At 69.3% G+C, this 16,861-nt stretch carries 18 protein-coding genes and 3 pseudogenes; 10 read left to right on the top strand and 11 right to left on the bottom strand.

Features of this window, described 5'->3' with window-relative positions; all coding sequences use genetic code 11:
• Window positions 1–159, top strand: a pseudogene (locus ACZ6ZP_RS11750) (electron transfer flavoprotein subunit alpha/FixB family protein); the annotation flags it as partial.
• 56 nt (window positions 160–215) lie between these two features.
• On the opposite strand, the gene ACZ6ZP_RS11755 reads toward ACZ6ZP_RS11750, so the two are convergent.
• Complete coding sequence (locus tag ACZ6ZP_RS11755; RefSeq protein ID WP_469406581.1) at window positions 216–1,112, bottom strand: endonuclease/exonuclease/phosphatase family protein; 897 nt, start codon at window positions 1,110–1,112, stop codon at window positions 216–218.
• A 229-nt stretch (window positions 1,113–1,341) separates the two neighbouring features.
• Between ACZ6ZP_RS11755 and ACZ6ZP_RS11760 the strand changes: the two genes are divergently transcribed.
• Window positions 1,342–2,634, top strand: coding sequence for a DUF6986 family protein (locus ACZ6ZP_RS11760; RefSeq protein ID WP_469406583.1), 1,293 nt, complete (start codon window positions 1,342–1,344; stop codon window positions 2,632–2,634).
• A 100-nt stretch (window positions 2,635–2,734) separates the two neighbouring features.
• Here the strand turns inward: ACZ6ZP_RS11760 and ACZ6ZP_RS11765 are convergent, their stop codons facing one another.
• Complete coding sequence (locus ACZ6ZP_RS11765) at window positions 2,735–3,721, bottom strand: LacI family DNA-binding transcriptional regulator (protein WP_351157899.1); 987 nt, start codon at window positions 3,719–3,721, stop codon at window positions 2,735–2,737.
• Window positions 3,722–3,955: 234 nt separating this feature from the next.
• Here ACZ6ZP_RS11765 and ACZ6ZP_RS11770 point away from each other — a divergent pair, with 234 nt between their 5' ends.
• A complete protein-coding gene (locus ACZ6ZP_RS11770; RefSeq protein ID WP_361471226.1) occupies window positions 3,956–4,921 on the top strand; it encodes an ROK family protein in 966 nt (321 codons plus the stop codon).
• 90 nt (window positions 4,922–5,011) lie between these two features.
• Here the strand turns inward: ACZ6ZP_RS11770 and ACZ6ZP_RS11775 are convergent, their stop codons facing one another.
• Window positions 5,012–7,135, bottom strand: a complete 2,124-nt coding sequence (locus ACZ6ZP_RS11775; RefSeq protein ID WP_469406586.1) for an NPCBM/NEW2 domain-containing protein — start codon at window positions 7,133–7,135, stop codon at window positions 5,012–5,014.
• A gap of 404 nt (window positions 7,136–7,539) precedes the next feature.
• Between ACZ6ZP_RS11775 and ACZ6ZP_RS11780 the strand changes: the two are divergent.
• Window positions 7,540–7,638, top strand: a pseudogene (locus ACZ6ZP_RS11780) (carbohydrate ABC transporter permease); the annotation flags it as partial.
• Window positions 7,639–7,718: 80 nt separating this feature from the next.
• Here ACZ6ZP_RS11780 and ACZ6ZP_RS11785 read toward each other — a convergent pair.
• Window positions 7,719–8,000, bottom strand: a pseudogene (locus ACZ6ZP_RS11785) (Rrf2 family transcriptional regulator); the annotation flags it as partial.
• Between the two features lie 38 nt (window positions 8,001–8,038).
• On the opposite strand from ACZ6ZP_RS11785, the gene ACZ6ZP_RS11790 reads away from it, so the two are divergent.
• A complete protein-coding gene (locus ACZ6ZP_RS11790; RefSeq protein ID WP_469407233.1) occupies window positions 8,039–8,182 on the top strand; it encodes a VanZ family protein in 144 nt (47 codons plus the stop codon).
• Between the two features lie 48 nt (window positions 8,183–8,230).
• On the top strand, window positions 8,231–8,455 hold the full coding sequence (locus tag ACZ6ZP_RS11795) for a hypothetical protein (RefSeq protein WP_351157891.1): 225 nt from the start codon (window positions 8,231–8,233) through the stop codon (window positions 8,453–8,455).
• Window positions 8,456–8,719: 264 nt separating this feature from the next.
• On the opposite strand, the gene ACZ6ZP_RS11800 is transcribed toward ACZ6ZP_RS11795, so the two are convergent.
• The 3 genes from ACZ6ZP_RS11800 to ACZ6ZP_RS11810 form a co-directional block, all read right to left on the bottom strand.
• Complete coding sequence (locus ACZ6ZP_RS11800) at window positions 8,720–9,058, bottom strand: hypothetical protein (RefSeq protein ID WP_351157889.1); 339 nt, start codon at window positions 9,056–9,058, stop codon at window positions 8,720–8,722.
• A gap of 215 nt (window positions 9,059–9,273) precedes the next feature.
• The gene (locus tag ACZ6ZP_RS11805) at window positions 9,274–9,780 is read right to left on the bottom strand and encodes a response regulator (protein ID WP_351157886.1); all 507 of its coding nucleotides are present in this window, start codon (window positions 9,778–9,780) and stop codon (window positions 9,274–9,276) included.
• Between the two features lie 536 nt (window positions 9,781–10,316).
• The gene (locus ACZ6ZP_RS11810) at window positions 10,317–10,682 is read right to left on the bottom strand and encodes a cupin domain-containing protein (protein ID WP_351157884.1); all 366 of its coding nucleotides are present in this window, start codon (window positions 10,680–10,682) and stop codon (window positions 10,317–10,319) included.
• A 378-nt stretch (window positions 10,683–11,060) separates the two neighbouring features.
• Between ACZ6ZP_RS11810 and ACZ6ZP_RS11815 the strand changes: the two genes are divergently transcribed.
• Entirely contained in the window at window positions 11,061–11,261 is a 201-nt protein-coding gene (locus ACZ6ZP_RS11815; protein WP_361471216.1) for a hypothetical protein, read from the top strand.
• A 9-nt stretch (window positions 11,262–11,270) separates the two neighbouring features.
• Window positions 11,271–11,540 carry a hypothetical protein gene (locus ACZ6ZP_RS11820; RefSeq protein WP_351157880.1) on the top strand — a complete coding sequence of 90 codons (270 nt, stop codon included), beginning with the start codon at window positions 11,271–11,273 and terminating at the stop codon, window positions 11,538–11,540.
• Between the two features lie 25 nt (window positions 11,541–11,565).
• Here ACZ6ZP_RS11820 and ACZ6ZP_RS11825 read toward each other — a convergent pair whose 3' ends face one another.
• Window positions 11,566–12,153, bottom strand: coding sequence for a hypothetical protein (locus ACZ6ZP_RS11825; protein WP_351158054.1), 588 nt, complete (start codon window positions 12,151–12,153; stop codon window positions 11,566–11,568).
• 2 nt (window positions 12,154–12,155) lie between these two features.
• Complete coding sequence (locus ACZ6ZP_RS11830; RefSeq protein WP_351157877.1) at window positions 12,156–12,473, bottom strand: PadR family transcriptional regulator; 318 nt, start codon at window positions 12,471–12,473, stop codon at window positions 12,156–12,158.
• A 204-nt stretch (window positions 12,474–12,677) separates the two neighbouring features.
• Here ACZ6ZP_RS11830 and ACZ6ZP_RS11835 point away from each other — a divergent pair, with 204 nt between their 5' ends.
• Window positions 12,678–13,712 carry a pentapeptide repeat-containing protein gene (locus ACZ6ZP_RS11835; protein WP_361471213.1) on the top strand — a complete coding sequence of 345 codons (1,035 nt, stop codon included), beginning with the start codon at window positions 12,678–12,680 and terminating at the stop codon, window positions 13,710–13,712.
• A 76-nt stretch (window positions 13,713–13,788) separates the two neighbouring features.
• Here ACZ6ZP_RS11835 and ACZ6ZP_RS11840 read toward each other — a convergent pair whose 3' ends face one another.
• Window positions 13,789–14,814, bottom strand: a complete 1,026-nt coding sequence (locus ACZ6ZP_RS11840) for a hypothetical protein (RefSeq protein ID WP_469406591.1) — start codon at window positions 14,812–14,814, stop codon at window positions 13,789–13,791.
• Window positions 14,815–14,997: 183 nt separating this feature from the next.
• A complete protein-coding gene (locus ACZ6ZP_RS11845) occupies window positions 14,998–15,450 on the bottom strand; it encodes a winged helix-turn-helix transcriptional regulator (RefSeq protein ID WP_351157871.1) in 453 nt (150 codons plus the stop codon).
• Window positions 15,451–15,562: 112 nt separating this feature from the next.
• On the opposite strand from ACZ6ZP_RS11845, the gene ACZ6ZP_RS11850 reads away from it, so the two are divergent.
• Entirely contained in the window at window positions 15,563–16,849 is a 1,287-nt protein-coding gene (locus ACZ6ZP_RS11850; protein WP_399981671.1) for an MFS transporter, read from the top strand.
• Window positions 16,850–16,861 lie beyond the last annotated feature (12 nt).

The following is a 16,861-nucleotide window of genomic DNA, read 5'->3' on the forward strand; positions in this document are numbered from 1 at the left end:
ATCCAGCACCGGGCGGGCATGCAGACCTCCAAGACGATCGTGGCGATCAACAAGGACGCCGAGGCCCCGATCTTCGACCTGGTCGACTACGGCGTGGTCGGCGACCTCTTCGACGTCGTCCCCCAGCTCACCGAAGAGGTCAACACCCGCAAGGGCTGAGCTCATCGACGTACGAGGCCCTCACCCCGCAGCCGCGGGGTGAGGGCCTCGGCGCGTCACAGGGTCAGACTCGCCTGCACCGGCAGATGGTCGCTAGGGAACTGCCCGCCCAGCGAGAAGGTGTTGATGGCCGCCGAGTGGACCCGCACCGCGGGCGTCGCCAGGATCCAGTCGATCCGGTCGCCGTCGGGCTTCAGCGGCTTGTAGCCGTGGAAGGTGGCGTACGCCTTGCTGCGCTCGGCCGCCGCGTCCCAGGTGTCGACGAGACCGGCGCCCAGCAGCGTGTCGTAGACCGGGTTCTTGTGGGCCGCGACATTGAAGTCACCGGTGACCAGGAGCGGCAGGGACGGGTCGAGGGCCGCGATCCGTTCGGAAATCAAACTCGCGGCACGCGCGCGTGCGTACTGACTCGCGTTGTCCAGGTGGGTGTTGAGGACGTACAGCTCGCTGTCCGTGCGCAGGTCGTGGAAGCGGACCCAGGTGACCATGCGGATGGAGCCGCCGCCCCACGTGTTCGATCCGATGACGTCGGGGGTGTCGGAGAGCCAGTAGTGGTCGTACGCGATCGGCGCGAGTCTGCGGGTGTCGTAGAAGACGCTCATGAACTCGTCGCGGCTGCCGCCCGCCCGGCCGGTGCTGATCCAGTCGTAGTGCGGGCCCAGGTCCTCGGCGATGTCCCGCACCTGCTGGTAGAGGCCTTCTTGGGTGCCGATGACATGAGGGCGCGCGCGACGCAGCAGTTCCCGGGTCACCGGGCGCCGGTCGGCCCAGGTGTTGGGCGGCGTGGTGCTCGCGTAGCGGAGGTTGAACGACATGACCTCCAGTCGGCGCCCCGCGCGCTCAACCCCGTGCGCGGGGGAGGCGGCCAGTGCGGTGGTGAACAAGGGCACCGCCACCGCGGCGAGCGCGGTCTGCAGGCCCAGGCGGCGCGAAACTCGGGTGTCGTTCGGCACGCGGTCTCCTTCAAGGGGTGAGGGTCAGGATGAGGTGCGGGCGGGCGAGTGCGGAAGCAGGATCTGAGACACGGGTGAACGGACGCGGTCCGGCAGACGAGAGGGTGTTGACCAGCGGGAAGGTCGCCGGATAACTTCGGCATGCGGATTGTTGATTCCGTGAAGCGGAAGTTCTGGCAGTCCTGAGTGGTCCTGAGTGTGTGGTCCTGAGCGTGTGGAGGGTGCAGGAATGGGTCAGCAAGAGAAGGTGGCAACGAGTCTCGCGGGCGCGGTCAGCGAGGGCATCAGCGCTTCCCTCGCCCCGGTGGACGCGGAGCTGGAGCGCCGCTATCCCGGAGACCCGGGCACCCGCCAGCCGGTCCACACCGTGTACGTCCCCGGTGAGCTCTTCGGTGCCGACACCATTCGTACGTGGGGCGACCAGGCTCTGAAGTCCCTCGACCAGCACGCTCCGGACGCCGCCACCTTCGCGTCCGTCCTCGGTCTGGCCGACGACCTCGCCGCGCCCGTCTACGACCGCGTACGCGCCAAGCTGGAGCGCGAGCCCGTCGAGGACCTGCGCATCGACTTCGAGGACGGCTACAAGGGCGCGGACGAGGACCAGGACGCCGCCCGCGCGGCCCGCCTGATCTCCGAGGCCTACAAGAACGGCACAGCCGCCCCGTACATGGGCATCCGCATGAAGTGCTTCGAGGAGAACGTGCGCGACCGCGCCATCCGCACCCTCGACATCTTCCTGTCCGGCCTCATGGAGGCCGGCGGCCTGCCCGACGGCCTGGTCCTTACGCTGCCCAAGGTGACCTACCCCGAGCAGGTCACCGCGATGGTGCGCCTCCTGGAGGAGTTCGAGAAGGCGCGTGGCCTGGAGGCGGGCCGGATCGGCTTCGAGATCCAGATCGAGACCAGTCAGTCCATCCTGGCCGCCGACGGCACCGCCACCGTGGCCCGCATGATCGGCGCCGCCGAGGGCCGCGCCACCGGCCTGCACTACGGCACGTTCGACTACAGCGCCTGCCTCGGCGTCAGCGCCGCCTACCAGACCAGCGACCACCCGGCCGCCGACCACGCCAAGGCGATCATGCAGGTCGCCGCTGCGGGCACCGGCGTCCGCGTCTCGGACGGCTCCACCAACGTCCTGCCCATCGGCACCACCGAGAAGGTCCACGACGCCTGGCGCCTGCACTACGGCCTCACGCGCCGCGCCCTGGCCCGCGCCTACTACCAGGGCTGGGACATGCACCCCGGCCACATCCCCACCCGCTACGCCGCCGTGTTCGCCTTCTACCGCGAGGGCTTCGAGCAGGCCGCCGCGCGCCTGTCCGCCTACGCGGCCCACCGTGAGGGCGGCGACGTGGCGGACGAGCCGGCCTCGGCCAAGGCGCTCGCCGGCTACCTGCTGCGCGGCCTGGACTGCGGCGCCCTGGACGTCGGCGAGGTCACCCGGCTCACCGGCCTGACGCTGGCCCGCCTGCAGAGCTTCTCCGGCCCGCGCCGCGGGGACCTCACGCCGCACGGCAAGTAACTCCCGGCTCGCCCTGTCACCCCTGCCCCGTAGTCTGTGAGCCACGAAAAGTGGCGTCACAGGAGCGGGGCAGCGGTGCCTTCGGGCGTACCGCCAACTGTCAGCCCGCGGGCGGCAGTTCGCCCGATCCGCGCTTGATCAGCCGCGTCGGGAGCTCGATGCGCTCAGGGGCGTCGGAGGCGCCGTCCAGCTGACGGAACAGGCGCTCCGCGGCGGTGCGGCCCAGCTGCGCCGCGTCCTGGGCGACGACGGTCACCCCCGGCTGCAGCAGGTCCGCAAGCTCGATGTCGTCGAAGCCGACGAGGGCCACGGGGTGGGAGTGCCCGGCGAGGACCCGCACGACCGTCACCGTCACACGGTTGTTGCCCGCGAAGATCGCCGTGACGGGGTCGGGGCCGCTCAGCATCGCCCGGGTGGCCGGTCCCACGCGGTCCGGCGAGGTGATGCCCAGGGACATCCACTCCTCCTGGACGGGGATGCCCGCGTCCTCCATGGCCGCGCGGTAGCCGCGCAGGCGCTCTATGGCGGTGTGGATGCGCGGCTGGTCGCCGATGAAGCCGATGCGGCGGTGGCCGTGGGCGATGAGGTGGGCGACGCCGTCGCGGGCGCCGCCGAAGCTGTCGGAGAGCACGACATCGGCGTCGATCTTCCCGGCGGGGCGGTCGACGAAGACGGTGGCGACCCCGGCGGCGATCTCCGGCTCCAGATAGCGGTGGTCGTCACCGGCGGGGATGACGACCAGGCCGTCGACCCGGCGCGCGCACAGCGCGAGCACCAACTCCTGCTCGCGGTCGGGGTCTTCGGCGCTCGAGCCGTTGATGAGCAGCGCGCCGTGGGCGCGGGCCACTTCCTCCACGGCGCGGCTGAGCGGGCCGTAGAAGGGGTCGGCGAGGTCTTCGAGGACCAGGCCGATGCTGGCCGTGCGGCCCTTGCGCAGCACCCGCGCGCTGTCGTTGCGGCGAAAGCCCAGGGCGTCGATGGCCTCCTGGACGCGGCGCTCGGTGTCGGGGGTGACACCCGCCTCGCCGTTCACGACGCGGGAGACCGTCTTGAGGCCGACTCCGGCGCGTGCGGCGACGTCTTTCATGGTCGGACGGTTGCCGTAGCGGGGTTCGGGTCGCTCGGGTCGGCTGGCGGTCTCGGCCACGGTGCGCTGTCCTGTCGTCGACGATGGTGAGCTGAAGAGGTGCGTAAGTGATGTGGCGTCGAGCATAGAACCTGGACAACGTTGTCAGATGCAAGAGAGACTGTCCATCGCATTCTCCGGCCTGCCCTTTCACCGGGGGAGCGGCCTGCCCTTTCACCAGGAGATCTGACACTGATGCACACGGACCTCGTCGCCGCACTCGACATCGGCGGCACCAAGATCGCCGGCGCCCTGGTGGACGGCCGCGGCCGGATCCTGCTGCGTGCCCAGCGGCCCACGCCCGCGCGCGAGGACGGCGACACCGTGATGCGGGCGGTCGAAGAGGTCGTCGGCGAGCTCACGCACTCCCCGCTGTGGGGCAGGGCGCGCGCGGTCGGCATCGGCAGCGCGGGCCCCGTGGACGCCTCCGCGGGCACGGTCAGCCCCGTCAACGTCCCCGGGTGGCGCGGCTACCCGCTGGTCGAGCGGGTGCGCGCGGCCACCGGCGGACTGCCGGTCGAGCTGGTCGGCGACGGCGTCGCGATGACGGCGGCCGAGCACTGGCAGGGCGCGGCCCGCGGCCACGACAACGCGCTGTGCATGGTGGTGTCCACCGGCGTCGGCGGCGGACTGATCCTCGGCGGCAAGCTGCACCCCGGCCCCACCGGCAACGCGGGCCACATCGGTCACATCAGCGTCGATCTGGACGGCGACCCCTGCCCGTGCGGCGCGCGCGGGTGCGTGGAGCGCATAGCGAGCGGGCCCAACATCGCACGGCGCGCCCTGGAGGGCGGCTGGCGGCCGGGCGCCGACGGCGACACGTCCGCCGCCGCGGTGGCCGTCGCCGCACGGGCCGGGAACCCGGTCGCCGTCGCCTCCTTCGAGCGGGCGGCCCAGGCGCTCGCCGCGGGCATCGCCGCCACGGCCACGCTCGTCGAGATCGACATCGCCGTGATCGGCGGCGGGGTGGCGAAGGCGGGCAATGTCCTCTTCGACCCGCTGCGCCGGTCCCTGCGGGACTACGCCACGCTCTCGTTCGTACGCCATCTGACCGTGGGCCCGGCCTTGATGGGGACGGACGCGGGTCTCGTGGGGGCCGCGGCAGCCGCGCTCAGCCAGGAGGACAGGGCCGTGGACCTGCACCCCGCTGTGGGCAGCTGACCGTCCCTGGGGCTGCCGCCCGCCGGTTCGTCCGAGTGCGGGCCGGGCTGAAGTGCACCAGCCCGGCCCGCGGTTGACGATGTGTCGGATTCAGCAGCTGAGCACCGGCTCCGCCCAGTCCGCGTGGTCGGAGTCCCTGCCGTCACCGCCGTCCGTGACGACCAGGCGCACGATCTGGGCGCCGCTCACGTCCGCCGAAAGGCTCTTCGCCGCATCGGCGTTGGTGAGGACGCCGGTCGATGCGGCCTTCTTGCCGTCCGCCCAGATCTCGAAGGTGACCGTTCCCTTCGGGTCCTTCTCGTCGTCGACGCCCACCTTCGCGCTGACCTTCTCGCAGGAGGCGCCGGTGTAGTACTCGACGGAGCCCGCGGCGTGCACCCCGAGCCCCTTGGCGTGGACGACCCCGCCGATGGTGAGCGGATTGCCGTCGCCCGCCGCGCTCTCGCCGTTGCTGGTGTCCTTCTCGACAGGGCCCCAGCCATTGACCGCCGACATCCACGGCAGGTCACTGACCGCCGAGTTGCCCGCGGGCGGCGCCACGACGACATGGGCCGTCAGCGGCAGCACGCTCTGGGCGCGGGTGCCGCCGGGGGAGCGGTAGCTGGTCTTGAGCGTCAGGTCGTACGCTCCCGGGGTCGCGCCCTGCGGTGCGCTCACCGACCACGACGTACGCAGCGACGTGCCCGTACGCAAGGAGCTCGCGGTCGAGGGCGAGGTCGCCTTGATGCGCCAGCCGGAGGGGCCGGTGAAGGTGACGGACACCTTCCGCGCGGGGGTGCGGCCGAGATTGGTGACCTTCGACGTCAGCTTCTCCGGCTTGCCGGCCTCCACCAACGGCGCTCCGTCCAGGCCGAGTTCGACCGCCGAAGGGTTCTTGGCCCACTTGCCGTCCGCCGCGACGCGCAGCAGCACGGTGCCGTGCGCGGGGACGGTCGCCGCGATCGCGCCCGCCGTGTTGTAGCTCTTGTGCTGCCACAGGTCGCGCAGCGTGTACCCGTCGGCCTCCGGGAGCCCGACGGCCTTGGCCGACGTGGCGATCGACTGGGCGCTGCCCGTCTCGTTGAAGAGCGCGACCGTGCGGCTGCCGTCCTTCATCTCCTTGGCGACGACCCAGCGGCCGTCCTGGGAGGAGAGCACCTTGCCCTGCTTGCCCAGCGGGTCCTGGTCGACGGCGATGACTTCCTTGTTGCCGATGATCTCGAAGGTCTCGGGGGTGGCCTTGCGCAGGTCGGAGCCGATGAGCAGCGGGGCTGCCATGATCGACCACATCGAGAAGTGCGTGCGGTACTCGGTGTCGGTCATGCCGCCATTGCCCACCTCGAGCATGTCCGGGTCGTTCCAGCGGCCCGGACCCGCGTGCTCGGCGAGCGGCAGGTTCTGCTTCATGATCGACAGCATCGAGCTCCAGTTGTCGCTGATGTCGCCGGTGGTGCGCCACAGATGGCCGACGTCGGCGGCCCACTCCCAGGGCTTGTTCTCTCCCCACTCGCAGATGCTGTAGACGATGGGGCGGCCGGTGGCCTTCAGCGCGTCGCGCATGGCGATGTACCGCTTCTTGGCGTCGACGCCTTGGTTGTTGCAGTTGTCGTACTTGAGGTAGTCGACGCCCCAGTCGGCGAACTGCCGTGCGTCGCTGACCTCATGGCCGAGTGCTCCGGGGAATCCGATGTCGCTGCAGGTCTTGGTGCCGGCGCTGGTGTAGATGCCGAGCTTGAGTCCCTTGGCGTGCACGTAATCGGCAACCGCCTTGATTCCGTTGGGGAATCGCTTGGGGTCGGGCACCAGTTTGCCGTTGGCGTCCCGCTGGGGCAGTGCCCAGCAGTCGTCGAGATTGACGTACTGATAGCCGGCGTCCTTGAGGCCCTTCTCGACGAAGATGTCCGCGATTCCCTTGACCATCGCCTCGTCGAACTCGGCCCTGCAATGCGTGGAGTTCCAGTTGTTGAAGCCCATGGGCGGGGTGAGGGCGAGACCGTCGGGGAGCTTCGCGTCGGGAGCGCGTGTCCCGGCGGCCTGTGCCCCGGCGCCCTGTGACCTGGTGGTCTGCGACTCGGCGGTCTGCGGCTCGGTGGTGGAGGGCATGAAGGGCCTCTCGGCCGCACCGCCCGCGTCACGGGCCGCCGCCGGCGCCGCGAGCCCTGCGGCACACAGCAGTGCGGCGGCCAGCGACCCGACGACTCTTCGACGCGTTGTGAGGGGTGAGGTATGACGCATCGTTACATTCCTCCGTACTCGCAGAAGTTGGGGGACTGCGTACGTGTCAGAGGTGCGCGCTTACGGTAGGCCGTGTTCGACTCTGTTGGAAGAGGGTCGCAACGGTTCTAGGACCCGAACGCCAAAACCCTTGGCTGGTAAGGCACTTGGTAGTGGTATCGCAACCCTCGCGTTCGGTTGTGTTCGGTTGCACCCCGAGGAGGGGGGCATGGCGCAGTCATCGTTCATGGGTCCTGCCACGTCTCGAAGCATGGCAGGACATCGGATGTCCCGGCGGAATGTCCTGTGCGGTGCGGCCGCCGGAGCCGGAGCGGTCACTCTTCCGGCCCTGCTCACGGCCCGCGGCGACGGCCCGGGCGGCACAGCGAGTTCCAGCAGAACATCACGCGCTATCTGCAGGGCACGCCGGCTCGGTCCGGGTGGCGCTGCCCACGGTGCTGGTCTTCCTGCTCCTGCAGCGGCACTTCATCGCAGGGCTGAGGTTGGGGTCGAGCAAGGGTTGAGGGGGTGTGGCGACAGCGAATGCGGATGCGGGTGTGGGTGCGGATGGGGATCTTGGTGATGCCGGGGCGTAACGGGGTGGCTAGCGAGGTGCCGCGAGTACGTCCCGGAGTACGTCCGCGAGCGTGACGCGGGCGAGCTCGTGCCGCAGGGTTTCCTCGATGCCCTCGTAGATGCCCTGCATCGCCGGCTGGATACCGTAACCCACCACGCATCCCTGGTCCGGGGTGGTGCGGTGCATCGCGAACAGCGGGCCGGGTTCCACTGCCTCGTACACGTCGAGCAGGGTCATCGACTCCAGCTCGCGCGCCAGTGACCAGCCCGCGCCCACGCCCCGCCGGGACTCCCCTCGGCCTCTTCGCCTACGCGGCGGCCCGTCGCCCATCGGCTCTCACGATCGTGGTGGGCTGCTCTGCCTTGAGTGCCGGCATCGAGGCCGTGCAGTTCGTCATGAACGCCGGCCGGGTCGTCGATGTCGGCGACGTCATTTTCAACACCGTCGGCGGACTGGTGGGCTGCTGCTGGCCGCCGGGGCTTGGCTGGTGACAGGGCGCGGTACTGAAGGAGCCCGCCACGGCCCGCCAAGGAGCCCGTATGACCGACCAACATCCCCGCCGCTTCATGATGGTGCGCGACATCGATGAGACCGGCGTTTCCGGCGTCGGCGTCATCGTCGAAGGCATCGAGTTCACCGATGGCACCGTCGCCCTGCGATGGCTGACCGAGACGACCTCGACCGCCATCTACGCATCCATGGACGATGTCGAAACCATCCACGGCCACGGCGGCAGGACACGGATCGTCTGGATCGACGAGTAGGGCAATGACTCAGCGGGCGCCACTGTGCCGCCGTACTGACCGTGCACTGCTTTGAAGACACGACCCGGTCGCGGCCACTGAGCCCTGGGGCGTCGACGGCGGCATCCACCGCCGGCTCATCCGGCCCCAGGTCACCGCGCTCATGGCCGTCCATCAGGAACGGCGCACCGTGCGGATCTACGACATCCAGCGACGACGACGCTGACGCCGACACCGCGAAACCCCCGCCAGGGCGGGCGGTCTGCCGCTTCCCCGGACCACAGCTCAGGCCGAGGCATGACCACCGATCGTCACCTCGATGTCGTCTCCCGACTGGGCGAACTCCCGGATCAGCCAAGTGCGGCCGCCGATCGGCGTGCCCGCGCCGGTGGTGTAGGCCGAGACGGTGAGCACGGGGCCCATCGAGTCGGCGCGCAGCTGCGCCTCGGTGACCACGTCATCGGAAAGCCGCAGTTCCACGTCGATCGGCCACGGCTCTGCCGCAAAGGCCGTGGGATCGGAGAGCCCCAGCAGGCGGCAGCGAGCGCCGGGGAAGAGATGCGTGTGACCGCATACGGCCAGGAAGGTGTTCGCTTCGGTCGGACCGGTGGAGGACTGGGGCATGACGAAGCTCCGAAATCGGTGGGGGGCAGGCCGCCCTTGGATTGTGCGGCCTCCGACGGGCGGGCGGCGGCATCCCACGGCCTCGACGCCCCCACTGCCACCCGGTCGGAGCCGCACGAGATCGGTGAAGCGACGTAGGGCGACGGATTCAGTACCGCCTTTCCGCCCCTTTCTGCCACTCAGCCGCTTTCTGACACTCAGCCCGGAACACGCCCCTAGTGGCGGCCGGGTGGGTCGGAGGTGCACTGCGGGTCAAGAGGGGTGTTGTTCGTGCGGAAGGCGGCTCCGTCCTTCAACTGCGCCCGTAAGTCCTCGAGTTCCCGCTGCATCGCTTGCAGCCGCTGATACGTCTCGAAGAGATAGCGAATCTTGGTGCGCAGGGTCAACGGGTCGATGGGCTTGAGAACAACGTCGGCCACCCCGAGCAGGTACGCCGCGGCTGACACCTCGCGGCTCACGCTGTAGCCGGTCAGCAGGACGATGGGGATCGACCGCGTCTGATCCAGGCGGTGCATGTAGCGCACGACGTCCAGGCCGCCGACGCCCGGCATGCGCAGATCCAGCAGTACGAGACCGACATTGCCCCGCAGGAGCTCCCGCAGGGCGTCGTCACCGTTGGTCGCGCGCCCCAGTTCGTAGCCGAGGGGGGCCAGCGCGCTTTCCAGCGCGAACAGCGTGTCCTCGTGGTCATCGACGACGAGGATCTTGGAGTGCGTTGGCATCGCCTCGGGCCCCTCTCACTGACGTAACCAGGCTATGCCTAGGACGAGTTGAAGAATCCTTCCTCGCGTGGGAGTTGATGCTTCAACGGCCACGAGGAGAACACCGGCCACAACAGTCAGCCCCCTCCCGCCGGAAGGCAAGAGGGGGGAGTTCCCGTTTCAACTTGTGTCAGTGGCGCCGCTCTGGGAAGACGTGCGGGCGTAGAGCCGGTGGCACCGAACCGCATGGGTTGATCGCCGCTGATGCCACCGGTCCCGGACTCCCATGGAGGCATGTTCGATCCCGCATTGCCGCCCCATGGTCGAGGCGGGTCGGCCGCGGCCGAGGGAGCTCGCCGCGGCCGCTCCTGCCGTCAGCTTGCTCCTGATCAGGGTGGATGGCCTCCGCATTTCTCACGCCGTATTCCGTACGACGCATTCCTCACGCAGGCAGGCGAGTTCGGGCCATCGGGTGTGGTGTCGAGTTCGGGATATCGGGTGCGGAGCAGGGCTGGACGCCCGGGCCCGAGCCCAGGAGTGACCTGTATGCGTCGCGGCTATCCCTGCGCCGCCTTCGCGTACTCCTGTGCCATGCCACCCGCGAAGTCGTACACCACGACCGGTTCCTCACCCACCACCCAGGCATCGTGTCCGGGCGAGCACACGAAGACATCGCCCGGCCCGACTTCGACCTCGCCTCCGTCGTCCATGCGGATGTGCATCCGCCCCTGGACGACATAGCCGTTGTGATGGATCTGGCAGCTCTCGGTCCCCGCGAGCGGGGCCACGGACTCGGACCAGCGCCAGCCGGGCTCGAAGTTGCCCACGGCGAAGTCCAGTCCGGTGAGATGTACGGCTTCCAGGTGGCCGCGGGGGAAATCGCGGCGCTCATCCGGCTTTTCGACCGCCTTGACCTCGATCATGACGACTTCCTCCGTTCGGGCCGTGCAACGTTCCGGAGTCAGTTGTCGCCGCCGCGTGACCCACGGCCGACGTCATCGCCAGCCGACCCCTTCATTCCATCGTCTGCCTGTCAACCGGGGGACGCCACCTGGGGGACTGCCGGGTCACCGAGGGGGTCGGGTCTCCTACTTGCTGTGTTGATCGAGGCGCCGATTCGGACGTCGATTCAGGCATGGACACGGACGTCGGTTCAGGCACAGACGCGCCTGACCTGCCAGAACGGCAGGAGTGACATCCCCCGGATATCCGGCGCGCTACCATCCGAATGCCAACCGGGAATCACCACCCGTGATTCCACCCATGATTCCACCCGTGATTCCACAGCCTGGGAGGGCGGCATGAGCAGCCAGCCGTGGACCACCGAGGAGCTCGTCGACCTCGACGAGACCATCGACGCCGCCCGCGAATCCGGCAACGACGAGCTCGCCGCCTACTGGCTGAGCGTCCGTGACGGCGGCACGCCCACCGCTGACTGGGAAGACCTCCGCGTCGGCCTCTACGCCAAACACGGCATCGACGTCAGCGACCACGCGGCATAATCAGGCGCCATGGCGCCCCAGCACAGCAGGCCCGGAGCCCGCATCGTCCTCGGCCCCACCGCCGTCGCACAGGCCGGCCGCTTCACGCCGGCCGAAGAGATCTCCGTGGACCGCGCCCTGGCCGCCATCGCCGCCGACCCCACCATCGGCTTCGTCCGCACCCGCACCGAAAACGGCGGGATCATGTGGGAGTACCGGGCATCCGGCACCAGCGTCCGCATCATCTACACGATGACCATCCGACGCACCATCGTCACCGTGGCGTACTTCGAAGCCTGAGCCAGGACCGCGCCCCACCCGTGGGCTACTGCTCGCCGGGCGGGTCATCCGTGCGGGCCGCGGCCAGCTCGATCTCGCGGATCCGGCGCAACCACCGCGCCAACACATACAGGGCGCCGCCGAGGATGGCGCACGGCTCCCAGATCTCCGTGACGAGAGCCGGTAGACCGCCGTCCCCGACGATGTACACCGACTGAGCGCCGACCACCAGGGCAATCGCCGTGTTCGTGCGGCGCTCCACCCGCAACAGCCACTCCACCGGAACCCACAAGGGGCCGCACAGATCACTCAGGCGCATGCGGATCGCGGCGCCGAGGAAACCGAACGACAGCCGAAGCTGAGCCCAGCTCGACAGGGTCTGCCCGGACTCAGGATCTCCGGCGAGTACGGCTGCCCAGTCCGCGCGAAGATGCGGACGCCGACGCCCCGCGAGCGCTGCGGCCAACGACATCGCCCTTCGTGGAACCCGCAGATCGGCCAGTTGGTCCGACTTCGCTTTGATGCCGATGGTGAGGAGGAGGACCCCTACGACCGCCGGCGTGCCGAACTGCCATTGCACGATCTGCTCGAATCCCACCACAAAGACCGCGGCGATCAGTGCCACCAAAGGCATGGCTACGTGCCACCTCCTGCGAAGCCAGGACGGCGACCGTACCGGGCGGCCCGTTCAGCAAGTGCGGACGAGGCCCACGTGCGTCCGGCACCCGTGAGCTCGTAGAACCGCCGGGCGGGACGGCCGGGGTGCGGATCCGACTCCACGGAACCTGCGACCAACCCCTGCCTCTCCAGCCGGTCGAGGATCGGGTACACGGTTCCAGAGCCGAGCTCGGCCTCCTGACAGATCTTCAGCCCCCAGGCCGGGTCGTTGGAGGTGGACGCCAACAACACCTTGATCACCTCAAGTGTCGGGCGTGTAAGGCGAATTGAGGTCATGTCAGGGGTACAGCACTCGGCGGAGCGTATGTCGAGAACGAAGTACGCTCCCTGGTGACGGGACCGACGGGCCCTCGGGGCCACTCGGGGGCCTCCAGGGCGTGAGCGCCTCTCCTGTGAATCCGTCGAGCTGAACCTCAACCCCAGCTCTGAACAAGCGGGTTCACCGCATGCCGACGGCTGCAGACGGACATCATGCCCGGCATGGATGAGTCCCAGCAGAAGCTCAGGCCTTGGCAGTGGGCGGCCATCGGTGGCGGGGCACTCGGTTTCATCGCGGCCGTCATCTGGGTGCCGTGGCTCATCGAAGGCGGCCACATCAAAGACGATGAGGGCAACCTCTACTCGTCCGCGGGCATCATCATCACCGGGCTCCGCACAGCGTTCATCGCAGTGGCCGCCGGAGCCATCGCCGGGGTCGGCCTCTGGTACACGCACCAGAGCCATAAACAGACCGAACGGCTCTTCCAGCACACGCGAGCAAAGGATCGTGAGCAAGCGGAGCTCACCCGTGAAGGCCAAGTCACCGACCGGTACGTGGAAGCGATCAAGCTGCTGGCTTCTGACAACATCACCCAACGGCTCGGCGGCATCTACAGCCTCGGGCGCATCATGCGTGACAGCGAGAAGGACCACTGGACTGTGGCCGAAGTCCTGGCCGCGTTCGTGCGGACCCAGTCCCCCAGAACGACTGCCGAGGGCGGCGAGGGGCAATCAGTGCACCGAGCCGATATTCACGCCGCGATCACGGTGATCGGCAGAAACCCCAGGAACGGGCTGAGCGTCCTGCTGTACAAGACGATCGACCTTTCCAACACCGACCTCAGGGGGTACCAGCTCTACAGCCTGGACCTGGATTCGATCATCTTCGATGGTGCTGACCTGTCGGACTGCCAACTCGCAGGCACATCCCTCAACCGCAGCAGCTTCCGGAACGCCAGACTTCGAGACGCCAATCTCGGGGGATGCTCCCTGAACCGCGCGAGCTTCAACAAGGCCGACCTCACGCGAGCAGACCTCTCATGGGCTCGCATGGTGAGAGCCACGGTGACCGATGCGGTCCTGGACGACGCCATGCTCTTCCACCTCCAGGCTGACGCTGCCTACGGGTGGGCCCGCAATCAGGTCGACGCCGGCAGACACGACGCAACCACCCGGTTTCCCGACGACATCGCGGCCTGGCTCGAAGCCAGGGCGGAAGAGGCCCGGAACGCTGGAGAAGTGCGGGAGCGCCAATAGACGGTTCGAGGAGCGGCCGTTCGCTCGCCGCGGTCCGAGGCCGGACAGGGCCGCGGCCCGCGGCGGGCGGCAGGATTCAGGCGGAGGATGCTGCCGTGTCCCCGGTGCGTCGGGGAGTGGGACGTGGCGGCTGCAGGCGGTCGTACAGGGCCGCGAAGGCGGTGCAGGTGATGGGCAGGGTCAGGGCCGCGGTGATCAGGATGCCGACGATGACGGGGGCGAGGATGCCTGCGTAGTAGGCGGCGAAGAAGTTGCCCGTGGCGTCTTCGAGAAGGCCTCGTATGAGGGGGCGCAGGGGCAGGGCGAGTTGCACCACCAGCCGGAGCACCCCGGCGCTGAGCGCGGCCAGCGGCAGTGTGAGGGCGAGGACGCGGACCACTCCTGCGCGCCTCCATGCCAGAGACCAGGAACGGCGCAGGGCCGCGCGGGGGCCGAGGCCGGCTGCCGCGGCGGCCGGGGCGAGGGCGAGCCCCAGGCGCAGCAGTACGGCGGCGAACAGGGCCACCGCCGGGGAGGTCTCGACGAGTGTGTGGGGCCACGTTCCGCGTTTCAGCACCTCGTCCTCGGTGTCGAGATGGAGGCCGGTGAGACGGTCCGCCACGACCGCGACGAACACCGGCAGAGGCCAGACGATCAGGCCGCGCAGCGCGTACACGGTGAGCACCGGGCGCAGCCGCGCGCGGATCGCGCCCTGAGGCCGATCGTCCGTCGCGGAGGGGGCCTGGGCCTCCGCCGCGACGACGGCTCGGGAGCACACGCTCTGCAGGGCCGCGCTGCCCATGCCGAACAGGAGCAGGAAGAGCGGGAGCGTCCAGAGGGCGACCAGTGTCAGGTCGGTGTGGTCGTGCAGGTAGGGGTCCTCGAGCTGGTGGTACCGGACGACTTCGTTTCGCATGTGGGTGAAGAGGGGCCAGGCGAGAGCGAATATCGCGGCCGTCATCAGCAGCCCGGCCAGTCCGGACAGACCGACGACACGCACCGTCGCACTCGCCAGCGTGCCCCGATGCCGCCGCAGGGCGACGAACGCCGTGGCGGTGACACCGCGTTGTGGGCTCACGCCTGTCGGTGGCGCGGTGCGGTCGTGCGGTGTCGTGCGCTTCATGGGGTGAGCCTTCTGTCTGTTCCTGTGCTGTTCCTTGTCCGTTCCTGGTGGGGACGCTGGGTGGGAGGCGTGAGGTTCTCCGCATGGGCCCCGACCTTTGGCGGGGCTGCTGGAATCGGCACCCACCGGCGCGTGCGTACGCCAAGTCCTTCCGAGCGGGAAGCGCAGGCCCTGCGGCTCAGTTCACTGGGGCGTGACCTTGTGGACGGTGGTGTCGTCGGGGTTCAGGCGGCGGCCGTCCGCGGACAGTACTTCCAGTTCGCGCAGACCCTGTCCCTCTCGGCGGTCGACCAACTGTGAGTGCGGTTCGCCGGGGGCGAAGAAGTTCTGTTCGCCCCACTGCCGCAGGGCCACGATGACGGGGAAGAGTGCCTTGCCCTTCGGGGTCAGTACGTACTCGCGGTAGGCGCTGCCGTCCGAGGCGGGGACGGATTCGAGGACGCCGCCGGCGACCAGGCTGCGCAGGCGCGCGGTGAGGATGTTCTTCGCCACGCCGAGGCTGCGCTGGAACTCCCCGAAGCGTCGGCTTCCGTCGAAGGCGTCCCGCACGATCAGCAGGGACCACCAGTCGCCGATCGCGTCCACCGACCGGGCGACGGGGCATTCGCTGTCGTCGAAGCGGGTCCTGGTCACCATGGTGTCTCCCCGTTCCTCATTCCCGTACTGGTTGCAACATGCTACCAGGAGGGGTTATCTTCGCCTTCCTTTCTTAGTGGCAAGTTGAAACCAAGTGAGTGGAGGAGCGCTGATGGCCGGCGACTGTGCGGCTGTGACACGACCGACCGAGGCCCCGGGCGGGGGAGGCTCCGCGGCCGTCCTGTCCCGTGGCGTCGTCATGTTGTTCGCCGTTGCCTGTGGGGCAGCGGTGGCCAACGTCTATTTCTCCCAGCCGCTCCTGGTGACCATGGGGCACGACCTGGCGATGAGCCCGGCGCTCGTCGGCAGCGTGGTCACCCTCACGCATGTCGGCTATGGCCTCGGCCTCTTCCTGCTCGTGCCGCTGGGCGACGTGGTCGACCGCCGGCGGCTCATCGTGGCCCAGTTGCTGCTCCTGGTGGCGGCGCTGGCCGTGGTCGCACTCGCCCATAGCGCGGCGATCCTGCTCGCGGGCATGGCCGCGGTCGGTCTGCTCGCGGTCGTCACGCAGACGCTGGTGGCCTTCGCGGCATCGCTGGCACCTGCCGACGGGCGCGGGCGGGTCGTCGGCCTGGTCACCAGCGGCGTGGTCATCGGCATCCTGCTCGCCCGCACCGCATCCGGCCTGGTCGCCGACCTCGCGGGCTGGCGGGCCGTCTACGTCGCCTCGGCATCGCTCACCGCTCTGCTCGCCCTGGTCCTCTACCGCGTACTGCCGCGCCCCAATGACCGCGGCGATCACGGTGACGCCCCGCCGACCACCCTGCGCTACGGACAACTCCTGCGCTCCACGGTCACCCTGTTCGCACGGGAGCGACTGCTGCGGCTCCGGGCCCTGTTCGGCCTGCTGATCTTCGCCGCCTTCAGCACCCTGTGGAGCAGCGTCGCGCTGCCGCTCAGCGAGGCCCCGTACTTCCTGTCCCACAGTGCGATCGGGGCGCTGGGCCTCATCGGTGTCGTCGGCGCCCTGGCCGCGACCGTCGCGGGCCGACTGAACGACCGCGGGCTCTCCCGGCGGACCACCGGCATCGCCCTCGCGCTGCTTGCCGCCTCGTGGCTGCCCTTGGCCTTCACCCGCAGCTCGCTCTGGGCCCTGGCCGTCGGGGTGATCCTTCTCGACCTCGCCGTGCAGGCCGTCCATGTCACCAACCAGACGCTGATCTACGCCCTGCACCCGGAGGCAGGCAGCCGGTTGATCGGCGGATACATGGTCTTCTACTCGATCGGCAGTGCCACCGGCGCCATCGCCGCCACCTCCCTCTACGCAGTGGCCGGTTGGGGCGCCGTCTGTGCTCTGGGAGCCGCGTTCAGCTGTCTCGGGCTCGTGTTGTGGACGTGCACTCGACACAGCATCCCGGACCCCGCAGGCACAGTGCCCCGGACCCCGCAGGCGAGGTGACCGCGCGGCCCT

The sequence above is a fragment of the Streptomyces sp. NPDC054047 genome (assembly GCF_055585065.1).